We start from the raw sequence: 17,609 nt of genomic DNA on the forward strand, positions 1-17,609 counted from the left end.
TCGGCTGCGGAAGACTCATTGCGTGGCGGCGGTCGTCGCGGCGCTCGCGGACGGACACGGCAGAACCTGCGCGGCAGTGGGTTTCGTGACCGCGCCGCTCTTGCCCTTCGTGGTCGCGGCCGGCGTGCTCGCGCTTGCGTGCGGCAATGAACTCAGACTGCGCACGCCCGCGGAAATCGCGGAGGCGAGCGCATCGACCGCCTTGCGATGGCCGTCGACGAGTGCGTCATAACCCGTACCCACGCGCTCCTGCGCGACGGTTCGGCACGTCAGCACGGTATCCGATCCCGCGGCGCGCACGCTCCACACGGCGTCGATCACGGCCTGCGAGCCCGGCCACGATTCGAAGCGCTGCACGTTCACCTTCACGCGATACACCGGCACCGATTCCGGATGCGGCGTGCCGTAGACATCGATCGCGCCGAGCTGCTGCGTGAGATCGGCGGACAGCGCGCGGCGCACTTCGTCGCCGGGCAGCGACGCCCAGCGTTCTTCTTCGAGCACGCGCACCTGCGCGGGACTCGTCTGCACGACCAACTGATTTTTCGCGACCTGCTGCGGCATGTCGACGGGCGCCAGTTCGAAATAGAACGAAGCGGGCGTGGACGGCACGGGCCGCGCCTCGCCGCCGCCGAGCGTGTAGAACCGGCTCGACGGCGAAGCGCAGGCGGCGAGCATGGCCGCCGCGCCCAGGATCGATATCAACGAGCCGAACTTCATGGTTTGTCTCCCGATTTACCGCGAATCAGCGATTCCGGATGGCGTTCCAGATAGTCCGCGAGCGAGTTGAGCGATTGCAGCGTGCGGGTGAGTTCCTGCAGCGCCTGATGCACGTCGGACTGCAGCGGCGAGTCCGATTGCAGCGTCGATTGCGCCTGGCCGAAGGTCTTCTTCGCCTGCGTGAGCGTGTCGCGCATTTCCGGCAGGACTTCCTTGTCCATCCGGTCGAAGAGCGCGTTCGCGTTCTTGAGCGAGCCGTTCAGGTTGGAGCCGATCTCGTCGAACGGAATCTTGTCGATCTTGCGCGCGATGTCCGCGATCTGCAGTTGCAGTTCGTCGAGCGTGTTCGGCACGGTCGGCAGTTCGAACGGATCGCTGTTGACGTTCACCTTCGCGGCGGGCGCCTTCGGGAAGAAGTCGAGCGCGATATACAACTGGCTCGTCAGCAGATTGCCGGTGCGCAATTGTCCGCGCAGGCCGCGATTCACGAGCATCTGCAGCAAGTCCTGGCTGGCCGCCGAGCCTTGCTCCGGCAACTGGTGCTTCGCGCGCCTGCCGAGGCGATCGGGATAGACATCGATAGTCACGGGCATCATGAACGAACGCGATTTCGGATCGTACTGCACGCCGATGCCCGTGACCTGGCCGAGCACGATGCCGCGGAAATCGACCGGCGCGCCGACCGACAAGCCGCGCAGCGACTGATTGAAGTTCATCACGACGTGCACGGCCTGGCCGTCCGGATCGCGCATGGCGTCGGCCTGATCGTCGGCGAGACGGAAGGTCGCGTTGTTCTGCGCCTGCGGACCGGACTGCTGGCTCGGTGGCGTCTGGAACGCGATGCCGCCCAGCACGACCGTCGCGAGCGACTGCGTGTTGAGCGTGAAGCCGCTCGAATCGAGCCGCAGATCGACGCCGCTCGCATGCCACCAGCGCGAGTTCGTGCCGACGTACTGATCGTAAGGCGCGGTGACAAACACCTGCAGCGTGACGCCGGTGCCGTCCTTGTCGAGCGAGAAGGCGACGACCTGCCCGACCTGCACGCGCCGGTAATAGACCGGCGAGCCGATATCGAGCGAGCCGAGCGATTCGCCGTGCAGCGTGAAGGTGTGGCCCTTCTGATCGCCGGTCACGGCGGGCGGCGTCTCGAGGCCGACGAAGTACGTCTGGTCCTCGGTCGACTTGCCCGCGTCGACGCCGATATACGCGCCCGACAGCAACGTCGACAGACCGGTCACGCCGCTCGCCGCCACGCGCGGGCGCACGATCCAGAAGCGCGTGTCCTTCACGGCGAAATCGGTGGCTTCCTTGGTGAGCTGCACATCGACGAGCACGCGCGAATGATCCTTCGACAGCGTGATGGTCTTGACCGTGCCGATATCGACGTCCTTGAACTTCACCTTCGTCTTGCCCGGCTCGAGGCCTTCCGCGCTCACGAAGCTGATCGTCACGGTCGGCCCGCGGCTCGACACCGTCTTCACGACGAGGATCACGCCGATCAGCGCCGCGACGAGCGGAATCACCCACACGAGCGAGGGCAGCCAGCGGCTGCGCGGTTCGATCACCGGCTCGGGCAGATTCGGCGGCAGACCGCCGCCTTGGCCGCCTGAGGAAGGCGGCGCGGGCTGCTTCGGGTCGTTCGGACCTTGGGCACTAGTCATGTTTCTTTCCTGACGGTTCGATGTTGTCCCACATGAGGCGCGGGTCGAATTGCATGGACGCGATCATCGTCAGCACGACGACCGACGCGAACGCCAGCGCGCCCGGCCCCGGCGTGATGACGGCGAGCGACTTGAAGCGCACCAGCGCGATGGTCAGCGTGATCACGAAGATATCGAGCATCGACCAGCGGCCGATGCCCTCGACGAGGCGAAACAGCGTCGTGCGCTGGCGCAGTCGCCAGATCGAGCGCCGCTGCACGCTGATGACGAGAAAGCCGAGCGTGACGAGCTTCAACATCGGCACGAGAATGCTGGCGATGAAAATCACGGCGGCGAGCGGATAGTCGCCATCGTTCCAGAAGAGCGCGACGCCGCTCATGATGGTGTCGTCCTCGGAGCCGAGAATCGACGACGTATGCATGATCGGAAAGAGATTCGCCGGGATATACAGAATCGCCGCGCTGATGAGCAGCGCCCACGTGCGCGCGATGCTGTCCGGATGACGCCGGTGCACCACGGCATCGCAGCGCGTGCAGCGCTGCTTCTCGACGGTGCGCGCGAGCGGCTGCACGAGCCCGCAAGCGTGACAGCCCACGACGTGCGCGCGCGACGCCGTGGTGTAGTGCGTCTCGCTCGCTGGCTCGCCGGTGTTCGAATCGACTGGATCGTTCAAGATTTCTGCCTCGCGTCGGCGGGAATTTGCTTCTGGCTGCCCGCTCGCCCTGGCTCGCCGCGCGGACGGAGCGTTTCGGCGAGATCCCACAGCGCGCGCGGATCGAAACTCACGACCACCGCGAACATGAGCGTCAGCGCGCCGAACGCGAACAGCGCCGCTTCGGGAATCACGCGCGCGATGCTCACCATCTTCACCAGCGTGACGAGCACGCCGAGCATGAACACTTCGATCATGCCCCACGGCCGCACGAACTGAATGCCGCGCAAGAGCGCGTTGAAGCCCGGCGGAACGTAGCCCGAGCGCATCGGAAGCAGTACGTAAAGCAGCGCGAGCAGCTCGCACAAGGGAAACAGAATGGTCGAGCAGAACACGAGCACGGCCATGATCTCCATCTGCTCGTTCCACAATGCGACGATCGCGCCGATGAGCGTGGTCTGCGACGTGAGACCGTTGGCGTCCAGCTCGACGATGGGAAAGCCCTGCGCGATCACGAAGGTGACGAGCGCGGCGAGCGTCATCGCGCAGATTTTGTCGAGGTTCGACGAGATGCTGCGATAAAGCAGCGATCCGCAGCGGGGGCATTTCGCCGAAGTGCGCCGGGGCAATGCACGTTTGAGGTAGAGCGCGTCGCATTCGTGACACGCGATCAGTTCTTCCGGATCGTTCGCGTTCATGGTCGAGGCCCGAGACGGGTCGAGCGGTTTTGTCGGGTGCCGCGAGGACCGGCTCCGACGGAGCATAGCAAGCAGCGGGCCAGCGCGAATGGTAGCAGCATGGTATCAAATGGCGACTTGCCGACGTCATTGGGCGGGGCGCTTCGTCATGGACGGAATGAAATCGCCGCGCCGCCCGTTAATACATTGATGCCGGAATCCGTCGCGCATCGTGCCGCTTCTTCTGCGCGCCTTCATCGACCGTTGCACGCATGGAATAGTTCGTTGCATGCGCGGCACGCGAGGCGCGGGAATGCGGCTCGATCGCCCGCAAAGCCAAGCGGGGACAGGGTTTGCAGACTTCTGGCAGGCTTATTTCGCGCGCTGGCAAATCGTTGGCGTTGAGGTAGCATGGCGGCCTTACATGCTTGTCGTCGGGCGACGGCGAGACGGGAAACATCGAACACCTGGGTGAAAGCAATATGGAAAGCAGCGTACGCATCGCGGCTAGCGCGCCGGCGCAACGTTACAGCGCCACGGCGATCGGGCTGCACTGGCTGATCGCGTTGTTGATCGTAGGCGGCTTCTGGCTCGGCTGGATCATGACCGACATTCCCGGCATCACGCCGACCAAGCTCAAGTACTTCTCGTGGCACAAGTGGATCGGCGTGACGGTGTTCGCGCTCGCGCTCCTGCGCCTCATCTGGCGCGCGACCCATCCCGCGCCCGCGATGCCCGATGGCATGCCGCAATGGCAGCAGCGCGCGGCAAATTACGCGCACTTTCTGCTCTATGTGCTGATGCTCGTCATCCCGGCGTCGGGTTATCTCTACAGCTCGGCGGCGGGCATCCAGGTGGTCTATCTCGGCGTGCTGCCGCTGCCGACCATCATCGGGCCGGACAAGGCGCTGAAGGCGACGCTGCGCATCGTGCACGTCGCGTTGAATTACACGCTGCTGTTCTTCGTCGTGATGCACGTGCTCGCCGCACTGAAGCACCATTTCGTCGATCGCGACGGCTTGCTCGGGCGCATGCTGCCTTTTCTCAGATGACTCGGGGAAGCGCTTCGCATTGTTTCCTCGCCGTTGGCAGGACGTTTCCCGACGGCTGATTGTTCTCGCGTTCTTTTGATTTCCAATATCGGTTTGTTCGGTCAAACCGTTTGAAATAGGGCACACATGAAAGTGAAACTCAATCGCTGGATGCTGGTTACGGCCGCTTCGCTCGCGCTCGTCGCCAGCGCGCACGCGCAGGTGGACATGAGCAAGAGCACGGTGATCGCCACCTCGAAGCAGATGAACGTGCCCACCGACGGCAAGTTCAACAAGTTCACCGCGCAGATCGCGTTCGATCCGGCGAAGCCGGCAGCGGGCTCGGCGAACATCACGATCGACACCGGCAGCTACGACCTCGGCGACGACGAGTACAACAAGCAGGTGCGCGGCGCGGAATGGTTCGACGCGGCCAAGTTCCCGAGCGCGACCTTCGTCTCCAGCGCGATCGCGCCCGCGGGCGCCAACAAGTACAACGTGACGGGCAAGATCACCATCAAGGGCAAGTCGCAGACGGTCACGGTGCCCGTGACGGTCACGCAGCAGGGCGCGACGGAAACCTTCGATGGCGCGTTGCCCATCAAGCGCACCCAGTTCGATGTCGGAACGGGTGAATGGAAAGACACGTCGATCGTCGCCGACGACGTCGTCATCAAGTTTCACATCGTCGCCGCGAAGAAGTGAGCGGCGCTTTCGTCACACACACGCATTCAGCGTAACTGGTTAGTCAGGAGAAGAACTTGAAAAAGCTTTCGATCATCGCCGCGGGCGCGCTCGCACTGGGTCTGTCGTCCGTCGCTTCGGTGAGCGCGTTCGCCGCCGACACGTATCAGCTCGACCCGAATCACACGTACCCGAGCTTCGAGGCCGACCACTTCGGCGGCGTGTCGACGTGGCGCGGCAAGTTCAACAAGAGCAGCGGCACCGTGGTGCTCGATCGCGCGGCCAAGACCGGCACGGTCGACGTGACCATCGACGTGGCCTCGATCAATACCGGCAACGTGAAGCTGGACGAGCATCTGCAAAAGGCCGAGTTCTTCGATGCCGCGAAGTATCCGACGGCGGTGTACAAGGGCACGTCGATCAAGTTCGACGGCGACAAGCCCTCGGAAGTGATCGGCACGCTGACGATGCATGGCGTGACGAAGCCGATCAACCTGAAGGTCGAGAACTTCAAGTGCTTCATGAACCCGATGATGAAGAAGGAAGTGTGCGGCGTCGAAGCGACGACGACCTTCGATCGCGGCGACTTCGGGATGGATTACGGCAAGGCTTATGGTTTCAGCCTGAAGACGGTCCTGCATATTCAGGCCGAGGGCATCAAGCAGTAAGTTCGGCACGCTGAAACAAAACGGCCGGTCTTTGCAGACCGGCCGTTTTTTTACGCCTGTATGAAACGCATGAAGCTCAAACCTGCGCGCCCGCGTTCGGGTCGTTCGGATCGAACTTGTCCTTCTTGTCCTTCACGAGATCCTCGCGCTTCACGCCGAACCACATCGCGAGCGCGGCCGCGACGAACACCGACGAATAGATACCGAACAGAATACCGACGGTCAGCGCCAGCGCGAAGTAATGCAGCGTCGGGCCGCCGAAGAAGAACATCGACAGCACCATCATTTCCGTACAGCCGTGGGTGATGATGGTTCGCGACATCGTGCTCGTGATCGCGTGGTCGATCACTTCCTTCACGGTCATCTTGCGCTGCTTGCGGAAGGTCTCGCGAATCCGGTCGAAGATAACCACCGACTCGTTCACCGAATAACCGAGCACCGCGAGAATAGCCGCCAGCACGGACAGCGAGAACTCCCACTGAAAGTAAGCGAAGAAGCCGAGAATGATCACCACGTCGTGCAGGTTCGCGATGATGCCCGCCACCGCGTACTTCCATTCGAAGCGGAACGACAGGTAAATCACGATGCCGATCACCACGCACGCGAGCGCGAGCAGGCCATTCGTCACGAGCTCCTTGCCGACCTGCGGGCCGACGAACTCGACGCGCTGCAGCTTCACCTGAGCGTTGTCGGTCTTGAGCGCGGTCATCACCTGATCGCTCTGCTGCGCGGACGTCAGGCCCTGCTTGAGCGGCAGACGGATCAGCACGTCCTGCGAGGTGCCGAAGTTCTGCACCTGCGCGTCGGGATAGCCGAGCTTCGCCATCGACGCGCGCACCGGTTCGAGCTGCGCCGCCTGCGGATACTGAACTTCGACGACCGTGCCGCCGGTGAATTCCACCGACAGATGCAGGCCGCGATGCATCAGGAAAAATACGGCCACGAGGAACGTCACGAGCGAAATCACGTTGAAAATCAACGCGCGCTCCATGAACGGCAAGTCGCGGCGAATGCGGAAGAATTCCATTGTCTAGTGCTCCGGACTCAGCGGTTTCAGCGGGACTCGCCCGGTTTCTGTTGATCGATGCCGGGGCCCGAGCGGCGGCGCACCGTCGGCTTGCCGGAGCGCGCGGGCGTTTGTGCCGCCGCGCGCGGCGCCGGCACGGCCGTCTTGGTCTTGCCCTTGGCGGTCTTCACGATCTCGTCGACGGGCGATTCGTCACCGCGTTGCGCCGCGAGATAGGCCGCCGCGGCCGCTTCGGCATTCGAGCCTTCCGGACGCCACACCTGACCGATCGCGAGCGACTTCAGCTTCTTCTTGCCGCCGTACCACAGGTTCACGAGGCCGCGCGAGAAGAACACCGCCGAGAACATCGACGTCAGAATGCCGATACAGTGCACGACCGCGAAGCCGCGCACCGGGCCCGAACCGAACGCGAGCAGCGCGAGACCGGCGATCAGCGTGGTGACGTTCGAATCGAGAATGGTCGCCCAGGCGTGCCTGAAGCCTTCCTGGATCGCGGTCTGCGGCGGCGCGCCGTTACGCAGTTCCTCGCGGATACGTTCGTTGATCAGCACGTTCGCGTCGATCGCCATACCGAGCGCGAGCGCGATAGCCGCGATGCCCGGCAAGGTCAGCGTCGCCTGCAGCAGCGAGAGGATCGCGACCAGCAGCAGCAGGTTGACCGACAGCGACAGCATCGAGAACACGCCGAACAGCAGGTAGTACGCGATCATGAAGACAGCGATCGCGGCGAAACCGTAGGTAACCGAATCGAAGCCCTTCTTGATGTTGTCCGCGCCGAGGCTCGGGCCGACCGTGCGTTCCTCGATGATGTCCATCGGCGCCGCGAGCGAGCCGGCGCGCAGCAGCAGCGCGAGGTCGGTGGCGGCTTGCGGCGTCGGCTGGCCGGTAATCGAGAAGCGGTCGCCGAGTTCGGACTGGATCGTCGCGACCGTCAGCACTTCGCCCTTGCCCTTTTCGAACAGGATCATGGCCATCGGCTTGCCGATGTTGTCGCGCGACACCGCCGACACCGCGCGGCCGCCCGCCGAATCGAGGCGAATGTTGACCGACGGGCGCTGATGTTCGTCGAAGCCCGCCGATGCATCGACGATGCGGTCGCCGGTGAAGATCACCTGCTTGCGCAGCAGCACGGTGCGGTCGCCCTGTTTGAACGCTTCGTCGCCGGGCGGCACCGGCTCGTTCGGGCCGATGTAGGTGTTGACCGGATCGGCGAGGCGCGCTTCGAGCGTCGCCGTGCGGCCGATGATGTCCTTCGCCTTCGCGGTGTCCTGCACGCCCGGCAGTTCGACCACGATGCGGTCCGAGCCCTGCTGCTGGATCACCGGCTCCGCGACGCCGAGTTCGTTCACGCGGTTATGCAGCGTGGTGATGTTCTGCTTGAGCGCGCTGTCTTCGACGATCTTCTGCGCGCCCGGCGAGAACGTGCCGACCACCTGGAAGCCGTCGCCGCCCTGGCGCGTGACCCAGTTCAGCTCGGACACGCCCGTCTGGAGCAGCGTGCGCGCATTGTCCGCGCCCGACTGATCCGAGAAGCTCACGACGACCGATTGCCCTACGCGGTTCACGCCGCCGTCGCGGATATTGCGGTCGCGCAGATAGGTGCGCGCGTCGGCGGCGTCGGAGTCGAGTTTCTTGTTGAGCGCGCCGGCCATGTCGACCTGCAGCAGGAAGTGCACGCCGCCGCGCAGATCGAGACCGAGGTACATCGGCAGCGCGTGCAGGGCCGTCAGCCAGCGCGGCGAGGCGCTCTGCAGGTTCAGCGCGACGATGTACTGCGGATCGGTCGGGTCGGTGTTCAGCGCCTTCGAGAGGAGGTCCTTCGCGTGCAGTTGCGTGTCCGTGTCCTTCAGGCGCACACGGATGTTCGCGTTCAGTTGCGAATTGTCGAAGGTGACTTCGTCGGGCTTGATGCTGCTCGCGGCGAGCGCGGCCTCGACGTTCGCAAGCGTCGTGGAGTCGAGCTTGACCGTCGCTTTGCCGCTCGACACCTGCACTGCGGGCGCTTCGCCGAAGAAGTTGGGGAGCGTGTACACGAGGCCGATGACGAGCGCCACCAGCATCACGACATACTTCCAGAGGGGATAACGATTCATGAGATGGCCGACCGGAAAGTTGGCTTCGGGGAAGAGGGCGTCCGGCGTTATGCGCGACGAGCCGGTGGATAAACCTGGGATGGCTCGATCAGCGAGGCCGCGCCGGACGCGGTGGAACGAGTGGCCTTACAGCGACTTGATGGTGCCCTTCGGGAGAATGGTCGTCACGGCGGCCTTCTGGATGGTGATTTCCGTGCCTTCGGCGATTTCCACGCCCACGTACGCATCCGTCACCTTCGTGATCTTGCCGACGATACCGCCGTTCGTCACCACTTCGTCACCCTTGGCCATCGCGGAGAGCATGTTGCGATGCTCCTTCTGACGCTTCATCTGCGGACGAATCATGATGAAGTACAGCACCGCGAACATCAGGATCAGCGGCAGGAAGCTCATCAGGCTCGATTCCGCGCCACCCGCGGTTGTGCCTTGTGCAAAGGCATTGGAAATGAACGACACGTTGGTCTCTCCGTTAAAACGTCAGAAATACGTTCGAAAAACTCGAATGGAAATTAGCCCGCTATTCTACCACTCGCCCATGCCGCGACACTCCGGGAATGCGCTTTGTCATCAAGCCGTTACAGCGCAGTCCGCACGACTTCGACGGCATTTTCCCAAGCGATAGAAAGGCGATTGTAATGCTGGATCGACTGTTTCGACGTCGAATTCAATCGACGCCGCGCGCCCGATTCTCCGCAAAGGTCTTACGGAACGCCTCGAACGTATGCGTTTCGATGGACTCACGCACTTCGCCGATCAGTTGCAGGTAGTAATGCAGGTTGTGAATCGTGTTCAGCTGCGCGCCGAGAATCTCGCCGACGCGATGCAGGTGGTGCAGATAGCCGCGCGTGAAGTTCTGGCAGGTATAGCAGCCGCAGGATTCGTCGAGCGGCTTCATCGAGTTCTTGTGCGTCGCGTTCTTGATCTTGAGATCGCCGAAGCGCGTGAAGAGCCAGCCGTTGCGCGCGTTGCGCGTGGGCATCACGCAGTCGAACATGTCGACGCCCGCCGCGACGCCCGCGACGAGATCTTCCGGCGTGCCCACGCCCATCAGGTAATGCGGCTTGTCGGCCGGCAGCTTCGGGCCGATGTGATTGAGCACGCGCATCATGTCTTCCTTCGGCTCGCCGACCGACAGCCCGCCGATGGCCAGCCCATGAAAGCCGATCTCGGACAGGCCTGCGAGCGATTCGTCGCGCAGGTCCTCGAACATGCCGCCCTGCACGATGCCGAACAGCGCGTTCGGATTGCCGAGGCCGTTGAATTCGTCGATCGAGCGCTTCGCCCAGCGCATCGACATGCGCATGGAATCGGCGGCGTCCTTGTGCGACGTCGGGATGCCGTTGGTCGAGTAGGGCGTGCATTCGTCGAACTGCATGACGATGTCGGAATTCAGCACTTTCTGAATCTGCATCGACACTTCGGGCGAGAGAAACAGCCGGTCGCCGTTGATCGGCGACGCGAACGTGACGCCTTCTTCGGTGATCTTGCGCAGTTCGCCAAGCGAAAACACCTGAAAGCCGCCGGAGTCGGTCAGAATGGGCCGGTTCCAGCCCATGAATTTGTGCAGGCCGCCGTGCGCGCCGATCACTTCCAGCCCCGGACGCAGCCAGAGGTGAAACGTATTGCCGAGGATGATCTGCGCGCGAATCTCTTCGAGCTCGCGCGGCTGGATCGCCTTGACGGTGCCATACGTGCCGACCGGCATGAAGATCGGCGTTTCCACGACGCCGTGGTTGAGCGTGAGACGGCCGCGGCGCGCCTGGCCGTCGGTCGTCAGCAGTTCGAACTTGAGCCCGTTGTCGGGCGGAGTGTGGGTTGCGGTCATGTGGGTTCCTGCCACTGGAAAACAGTCCAGCGCATCGGTTGAAGAAAGCTAGTCGCGGCGCGTCAGAAGCATCGCGTCGCCGTAGCTGAAAAAGCGGTAACGCTGCTCGATCGCGTGACGATACGCCTCGCGGATCGTGTCCATCCCGGCGAATGCCGACACGAGCATCAGCAGCGTCGACTTCGGCAGATGGAAGTTCGTCACCAGCCGGTCGACGACGCGAAACGCGTAACCCGGCGTGATGAAGATATCGGTTTCGGCCTGCGTCGCGGCAAGCGCGCGGCCGGCGTCGGCGGCATCGCGCGCGGCGGCTTCGAGCGCGCGCATCGATGTCGTGCCGACCGCGATCACCTTGTTGCCGCGCGCCTTCACCGCCGCGATGCGATCGACCAGCGATTGCGGCAGCTCATACCATTCGCTGTGCATCTTGTGCTCGGCGATGTTCTCGACGCGCACCGGCTGGAACGTGCCCGCGCCGACGTGCAGCGTCAGGGTCGCGCGCTCGACGCCGCGCGCATCGAGTTCGGCGAACAGCGCGTCGTCGAAATGCAGGCCGGCGGTCGGCGCGGCCACCGCGCCGGGATTGGCCGCATAGACGGTCTGATAGCGCGTTTCGTCGTAGGCGTCGGCGTCGTGCTCGATGTACGGCGGCAGCGGCAAGCGCCCGTATTGCTCGATGAGCGTCAGGCATTCGGCCGGAAAGTGCAGCGTGTAGAACGGCTCGACGCGCGCGCCGACAGTCACGTCGAACGCATCCGCGAGCCGGATCGTGCTGCCTTCGGCCGGGCTTTTGCTCGCGCGGATCTGCGCGAGCGCCGTGGTCGCCCCGGTCAGGCGCTCGACCAGCACCTCGACGCGCCCGCCGCTGGCCTTCTGGCCAAGGAACCGCGCCTTGAGGACTTTGGTATCGTTGAACACCAGCAGGTCGCCCGGTGCGATCAGCCCGGGCAGTTCGGCGAAGCGCCGGTCGACGAAGGTGGCCGGCGTGGCGCGGTTGTCCACTTCGAGCAGACGGCTCGCGCTGCGCTCGGTGAGCGCGCTCTGCGCGATCAGCTCGGGCGGCAGATTAAAATCGAAATCGGAAAGCGTGAACATGACGTGACTGAGTGACGCAACTTAGGCAGGAACGACACGAGAAACGCGCCGAACAAACCTCACATTGTACTTGCGAAGAGAGTCGATGCCCTTGTCCGACCGCCGCCCGGCTTCCATGACCGATGCACTCCCGACCGCGGACGAAGCCGACGCCCCTGTCGCGCGCAAGCGGGCGAAGCCGGCCGAAAGCGCGGAGAAGAAAGCCAAACCGGTCGTCAAGACGGCCGACAAGCTCGCGAAGCTCGGCTTGAAGTCCGACATCGATCTCGTCCTGCACCTGCCGATGCGCTACGAGGACGAAACCTCGCTCACGCCCATCGGCGAGCTGATTCCGGGCGATATCGCGCAGACCGAAGGCGTCGTGTTCGACAACGAAATCGCCTATCGTCCGCGCCGCCAGTTGCTCGTGAAAATCCACGACGACGCTGGCGACGAACTCACGCTGCGCTTTCTCAACTTCTACGGCTCGCAGGTCAAGCAGATGGCCATCGGCGTGCGGCTGCGTGTGCGCGGCGATGTGCGCGGTGGCTTCTTCGGCCTGGAGATGGTGCATCCGGCGGTGCGTCCCGTCGATGACGGCGCGCCGCTGCCGCAGGCGCTCACGCCGGTTTATCCGTCGACGGCGGGCATTTCGCAGGCGTACTTGCGCAAGGCTATCGATTCGGCCATTTCGCGCGTGTCGCTGCCGGAACTGCTGCCGGAGCCGATCGCGCGCGCGCATCTCGCGCCGCTGAACGTGCCCGGACTGCTCGATGCCGTGAAGACGCTGCATCATCCGCACGCGGATTCGGATGAAACCGCGCTCATCGACGGCACGCATCCGGCGTGGACGCGCATCAAGTTCGAGGAATTGCTCGCGCAGCAACTGTCGCTCAAACGCGCGCACGAGGAACGGCGCACGCGCGCCGCGCCCGCGATGCCGCGCCGTTCGCCCGACGACGAAACATCGCTCGTCGTGCGGTTGTTGCGCGCGCTGCCGTTCGCGTTGACCGGCGCGCAGCAACGCGTGGTCGCGGAGATCGCGGGCGAACTCACGCTCGCGCACCCGATGCAGCGTCTTTTGCAAGGCGATGTCGGCAGCGGCAAGACGATCGTCGCGGCGCTCGCGGCGGCGCAGGCTATCGACGCGGGCTATCAGGCCGCGCTCATGGCGCCGACCGAAATCCTCGCGGAGCAGCACGCGCGCAAGCTGCGCGGCTGGCTGGAGCCGCTGGGCGTCACCGTCGCGTGGCTCGCGGGCAGCCTGAAAGCGAAGGAAAAGCGCGCCGCGACCGAGGCGGCGGCGCTCGGCACGGCGAAGCTCGTCATCGGCACGCACGCGATCATTCAGGATGCGGTGGAGTTCGCGCGCCTCGGGCTCGTGATCGTCGATGAGCAGCATCGGTTCGGCGTCGCGCAGCGGCTCGCCTTGCGCGCAAAGGCGCTGAATGCGGCGGACGGCGCGCGCGATTTCCAGCCGCATCAACTGATGATGTCCGCGACGCCGATCCCGCGCACGCTCGCGATGACCTATTACGCCGATCTCGATGTCTCCACCATCGACGAACTGCCGCCCGGCCGCACGCCGATTCTCACCAAAGTCGTGTCGGACGGCAGGCGCGACGAGATCATCGGCCGCGTGCGCGAGGCGGCGCTGACCGGACGGCAGGTGTACTGGGTCTGTCCGCTGATCGAGGAAAGCGAGACGCTGCAGCTTCAGACCGCCGTCGAGACATATGAAACGCTCGTCGCCGCGTTGCCGGAACTGCGCGTCGGACTGGTTCACGGACGGCTTGCGCCCGCCGAAAAGGCCGGCGTGATGGACGCGTTCTCGCGCAACGAAGTGCAATTGCTCGTCGCGACGACGGTGATCGAAGTCGGCGTGGACGTGCCGAACGCGTCGCTGATGGTGATCGAGCACGCGGAGCGTTTCGGGCTCGCGCAGTTGCATCAGTTGCGCGGGCGCGTGGGGCGGGGCAGCGCGGCGTCCGTGTGCGTGCTGATGTATGCGAACCCGCTCTCGCAGACGGCGCGCGCGCGTCTGCAGACGATGCGCGAAACCACCGACGGCTTCGAGATCGCGCGTCGCGACCTGGAGATTCGCGGTCCCGGCGAGTTTCTCGGCGCGCGCCAATCGGGCGAAGCGATGCTGCGTTTCGCGAGCCTCGAAAACGACGGCTGGCTGATCGAACCCGCACGCGAAGCCGCCGATCAGATGCTCAAGCACTTCCCCGAAGCGGTGACGAACCATCTCGCGCGCTGGCTCGGCGCGCGGGAGCACTATTTGAAGGCCTGACTGAACTCGCGCGGGCTGCGTCGGTCCCTATTTAACCGGCGCGGACGGGCGAATCGGCAAAAGTTGTCGAACCGCTACCGGCAGGTGTATAACTCAAACCTATCGAATCAATGTATTTCATTGGCCGCCAATGACCCTTACTGAACTGAAGTACATCGTCGCGGTCGCGCGGGAGCGGCATTTCGGCCGCGCGGCCGAGGCGTGCTTCGTCAGCCAGCCGACGCTGTCGGTGGCAATCAAGAAGCTCGAAGACGAACTCAACGTGCAGATCTTCGAGCGCGGCACGAGCGAAGTCAGCGTGACGCCGATCGGCGAGCAGATCGTGACGCAGGCGCAGCGCGTGCTCGAGCAGACGCTCGCCATCAAGGAGATTGCCAAGCAGGGCAAGGACCCGCTGGTCGGTCCGCTGCGTCTCGGCGTGATCTACACGATCGGGCCGTATCTGCTGCCAACGCTGGTCAAGCAGATGATCAAGGCGGTCCCGCAGATGCCGCTGATGCTCCAGGAGAACTACACGCTCAAGCTGATCGAGCTCCTGAAGCAGGGCGAAATCGATGTCGCGATCATGGCGCTGCCGTTCCCCGAAACCGGGCTGATGGTGCGCGCGCTCTATGACGAGCCGTTCGTCGTCGCGATGCCTTCGGGTCATGCGTGGGAAAATCGCGTGAAGATCGACCCCGACGATCTCAAGCAGGAAACCATGCTGCTGCTCGGCAGCGGCCATTGCTTCCGCGATCACGTGCTCGGCGTGTGCCCCGAACTCATGCGCTTCTCGCAGAACGCGGACGGCATCCAGAAGACCTTCGAAGGCTCGTCGTTGGAGACGATCCGGCATATGGTCGCGAGCGGCGTCGGCATCACGGTGCTGCCGCGTATGTCGGTGAGCGAAGTGAGGCCGCATGCGGGCGGCATCGACTCCGGTCTGCTCAGCTACGTGCCGTTCGACGAGCCGGTGCCGGATCGGCGCGTCGTGCTGGCGTGGCGCAAGAGCTTCACGCGCATGCCGGCCATCGACGCCATTTCCGATGCCATCGCTGCGTGTGATTTGCCCGGCGTGAGGAAGCTCGATATGCCCGTCGCAGTGAACTGATCACGCTGTTTTGCTTGCGAACGCCGCGCTCTGGCAACGGAGCGCGGCGTTTTTGTTGTGCGGTGTCGCGCGCGGGCGAAACGAGCGCAAACCTTGACCTATCGCATATATAAATTTAATCGAATTATCAATATCGATAGTCTCAGATAGGATCCTCTTCACGGTCGACGCTCAGCCGACCACGACAGAGAGAGGATTCCATGACCTTCTTCCACCGCTGGATCAGCCTTCGCGACATGGCGGTTTCCCTCCTCGCCGATTTCGCCCGCGTCGCCTGAGCGCGCGCCCCACATCATCCAACGCAAACGCACAAACAGGAGTATCACGATGACGACCCAACGACTCACGACCGCCGCAGGCGCACCCGTCGGCGACAACCAGAATGCGCAGACTGCCGGCGCGCGTGGCCCGGTCACGCTGCAGGATTTCTGGCTGGTCGAAAAGCTCGCGCACTTCGACCGCGAAGTGATTCCCGAGCGCCGCGTGCACGCGAAGGGCTCCGGCGCCTTCGGCACGTTCCGCGTGACGCACGATATCTCGCGCTACACGAAGGCGAAGCTGTTCGCGGAAACGGGCAAGGAAACGCCGATTTTCATGCGCTTTTCGACGGTCGCGGGCGAGCGCGGCGCCGCCGATGCCGAACGCGACGTGCGCGGCTTCTCGATCAAGTTCTACACGGACGAAGGCAACTGGGATGTCGTCGGCAATAACACGCCGATCTTTTTCATCCGCGATCCGCTGAAGTTTCCCGATTTCATTCACACGCAAAAACGCGATCCGTACACGAACATGCGCAGCAACGTGGCGGCATGGGATTTCTGGTCGCGTCATCCGGAATCGCTGCATCAGGTGACGATTCTGATGAGCGATCGCGGCATTCCGAAGAACTATCGGCAGATGCACGGCTTCGGCTCGCACACGTTCTCGTTCATCAATGCGGACAACGAACGCTTCTACGTGAAGTTCCACTTCAAGTCACAGCAGCCGCTCGAGAATTACACGGATGCCGAAGCGGCCGCCGTGGTCGCGAACGATCGCGAAAGCGCGCAGCGCGATCTCGTCGGCAACATCGACAGCGGCAACTTCCCGCGCTGGAATTTCCGCATCCAGGTGATGACGGAAGAACAGGCAGCGCAGTCGAAGACGAATCCGTTCGACATCACGAAAGTGTGGCCGCACAAGGACTATCCGCTGATCGACGTCGGCGTGATCGAGTTGAATCGCAACGCGCAGAACTATTTCGCGGACGTGGAGCAGGCCGCGTTCACGCCCGCGAACGTGGTGCCGGGCATCGGCTTCTCGCCGGATCGGCTGTTGCAGGGCCGCCTGTTCTCGTATGGCGACACGCAGCGTTATCGGCTGGGCATCAACCATCACCAGATTCCGGTGAATGCGCCGCGCGCGCCGGTCGCCAATTCGTTTCATCGCGATGGCGCGATGCGCACCGACGGCAATCTCGGCGGCCGCGTGAACTACGAGCCGAACCGCTATGGCGAATTCGCGCAGGACGCGAGCGTGAACGAGCCGCCGCTCGCGGGCGGGGCGGTGTATCGCTACGACCATCGCGAGGACGACGATTACTACAGCCAGCCGGCGGCACTTTTCCGACTCTTCGATGCCGCACAGCGCGAGCGCTTCTTCGGCAACATCGCGCGGCACATCCACGGCGTGCCGAACGAGATCGTCGCGCGGCAGATCGGGCACTTCCGCCGCATCGATCCGGCTTACGCGCAGGGCGTGACCGACGCGCTCGCGAAGCTCGGCCAGATCGTCGACGAGAAAGACACGGCCGCCGTCTGACGGCAGCACTGGAAACACGGGAGAAAACATCATGTCTCAAGCGCTGGATCACATCGCTCAGGCCGTCGAGCATATCGAGGCGAGGAGCCGTCAGGCTTCGCGCGGGGTGCGCGTCGCGATCGCATTCGGCATCGTCGTGGCGGGGTATGGGCTGGTTGTCGCGAGCGGGGTCGTCGGCGCTTGAGCGCGCGGCATCAGGGCGCGGGGCAAAGCGTCTCAAAGCCCCGTCGCGCAATGAATCGTTCCCTGTTTCTACGGTAGACTGTCGGACGCTCGAAACGCCGCGCGGCAAGACGAAGCGCGCGGCGCTC

16 protein-coding genes are annotated in these 17,609 nt (G+C 63.8%); 7 read left to right on the forward strand and 9 right to left on the reverse strand.

What is annotated here, in order from left to right:
• Positions 1-15: 15 nt before the first annotated feature.
• The 4 genes from AWB80_RS01135 to AWB80_RS01150 are packed head-to-tail and all read right to left on the reverse strand — an operon-like array spanning position 16 to position 3,731.
• Complete coding sequence (locus tag AWB80_RS01135) at positions 16-720, reverse strand: PqiC family protein (RefSeq protein WP_061172797.1); 705 nt, start codon at positions 718-720, stop codon at positions 16-18.
• Complete coding sequence (locus AWB80_RS01140; RefSeq protein ID WP_061172798.1) at positions 717-2,381, reverse strand: PqiB family protein; 1,665 nt, start codon at positions 2,379-2,381, stop codon at positions 717-719. The genes AWB80_RS01135 and AWB80_RS01140 overlap by 4 nt, the downstream gene beginning before the upstream one ends.
• On the reverse strand, positions 2,374-3,054 hold the full coding sequence (locus AWB80_RS01145) for a paraquat-inducible protein A (RefSeq protein ID WP_061172799.1): 681 nt from the start codon (positions 3,052-3,054) through the stop codon (positions 2,374-2,376). Before AWB80_RS01145 ends, AWB80_RS01140 begins: the two co-directional genes overlap by 8 nt.
• Positions 3,051-3,731 carry a paraquat-inducible protein A gene (locus tag AWB80_RS01150; protein WP_061172800.1) on the reverse strand — a complete coding sequence of 227 codons (681 nt, stop codon included), beginning with the start codon at positions 3,729-3,731 and terminating at the stop codon, positions 3,051-3,053. The genes AWB80_RS01145 and AWB80_RS01150 overlap by 4 nt, the downstream gene beginning before the upstream one ends.
• A 461-nt stretch (positions 3,732-4,192) precedes the next feature.
• Here AWB80_RS01150 and AWB80_RS01155 point away from each other — a divergent pair, with 461 nt between their 5' ends.
• From AWB80_RS01155 to AWB80_RS01165, 3 genes are all read left to right on the forward strand, one after another.
• Positions 4,193-4,762 (forward strand): cytochrome b, encoded by a 570-nt coding sequence (locus AWB80_RS01155; RefSeq protein WP_061173078.1) that lies wholly within the window; start codon positions 4,193-4,195, stop codon positions 4,760-4,762.
• A gap of 126 nt (positions 4,763-4,888) precedes the next feature.
• Positions 4,889-5,446 (forward strand): YceI family protein, encoded by a 558-nt coding sequence (locus tag AWB80_RS01160; protein ID WP_061172801.1) that lies wholly within the window; start codon positions 4,889-4,891, stop codon positions 5,444-5,446.
• A 56-nt stretch (positions 5,447-5,502) separates the two neighbouring features.
• Positions 5,503-6,093 carry a YceI family protein gene (locus tag AWB80_RS01165; RefSeq protein WP_061172802.1) on the forward strand — a complete coding sequence of 197 codons (591 nt, stop codon included), beginning with the start codon at positions 5,503-5,505 and terminating at the stop codon, positions 6,091-6,093.
• Between the two features lie 76 nt (positions 6,094-6,169).
• Here the strand turns inward: AWB80_RS01165 and secF are convergent, their stop codons facing one another.
• The 5 genes from secF to queA form a co-directional block, all read right to left on the reverse strand.
• The gene (gene secF, locus AWB80_RS01170) at positions 6,170-7,120 is read right to left on the reverse strand and encodes a protein translocase subunit SecF (protein ID WP_061172803.1); all 951 of its coding nucleotides are present in this window, start codon (positions 7,118-7,120) and stop codon (positions 6,170-6,172) included.
• 26 nt (positions 7,121-7,146) lie between these two features.
• Positions 7,147-9,213: a protein translocase subunit SecD gene (secD, locus tag AWB80_RS01175; RefSeq protein ID WP_061172804.1), complete on the reverse strand. Its 2,067-nt coding sequence runs from the start codon at positions 9,211-9,213 to the stop codon at positions 7,147-7,149.
• A 126-nt stretch (positions 9,214-9,339) separates the two neighbouring features.
• On the reverse strand, positions 9,340-9,669 hold the full coding sequence (gene yajC / locus AWB80_RS01180) for a preprotein translocase subunit YajC (RefSeq protein WP_061172805.1): 330 nt from the start codon (positions 9,667-9,669) through the stop codon (positions 9,340-9,342).
• Positions 9,670-9,877: 208 nt separating this feature from the next.
• Positions 9,878-11,038, reverse strand: a complete 1,161-nt coding sequence (tgt, locus tag AWB80_RS01185; RefSeq protein ID WP_061172806.1) for a tRNA guanosine(34) transglycosylase Tgt — start codon at positions 11,036-11,038, stop codon at positions 9,878-9,880.
• A 48-nt stretch (positions 11,039-11,086) separates the two neighbouring features.
• Positions 11,087-12,133 (reverse strand): tRNA preQ1(34) S-adenosylmethionine ribosyltransferase-isomerase QueA, encoded by a 1,047-nt coding sequence (queA, locus tag AWB80_RS01190; protein ID WP_061172807.1) that lies wholly within the window; start codon positions 12,131-12,133, stop codon positions 11,087-11,089.
• An 85-nt stretch (positions 12,134-12,218) separates the two neighbouring features.
• On the opposite strand from queA, the gene recG reads away from it, so the two are divergent.
• The 4 genes from recG to AWB80_RS43820 all read left to right on the forward strand — a co-directional run bounded on the left by recG (position 12,219) and on the right by AWB80_RS43820 (position 17,482).
• Entirely contained in the window at positions 12,219-14,408 is a 2,190-nt protein-coding gene (recG, locus tag AWB80_RS01195) for an ATP-dependent DNA helicase RecG (RefSeq protein ID WP_061172808.1), read from the forward strand.
• Between the two features lie 130 nt (positions 14,409-14,538).
• Positions 14,539-15,498 carry a hydrogen peroxide-inducible genes activator gene (locus AWB80_RS01200; protein ID WP_061172809.1) on the forward strand — a complete coding sequence of 320 codons (960 nt, stop codon included), beginning with the start codon at positions 14,539-14,541 and terminating at the stop codon, positions 15,496-15,498.
• A 327-nt stretch (positions 15,499-15,825) separates the two neighbouring features.
• Positions 15,826-17,298 (forward strand): catalase, encoded by a 1,473-nt coding sequence (locus AWB80_RS01205; protein ID WP_061172810.1) that lies wholly within the window; start codon positions 15,826-15,828, stop codon positions 17,296-17,298.
• Between the two features lie 31 nt (positions 17,299-17,329).
• Positions 17,330-17,482 carry a hypothetical protein gene (locus AWB80_RS43820; protein WP_160147400.1) on the forward strand — a complete coding sequence of 51 codons (153 nt, stop codon included), beginning with the start codon at positions 17,330-17,332 and terminating at the stop codon, positions 17,480-17,482.
• The last annotated feature ends 127 nt before the right edge of the window (positions 17,483-17,609 follow it).

It is taken from the genome of Caballeronia pedi, from assembly GCF_001544915.2.
GTDB classification, from domain to species: domain Bacteria; phylum Pseudomonadota; class Gammaproteobacteria; order Burkholderiales; family Burkholderiaceae; genus Caballeronia; species Caballeronia pedi.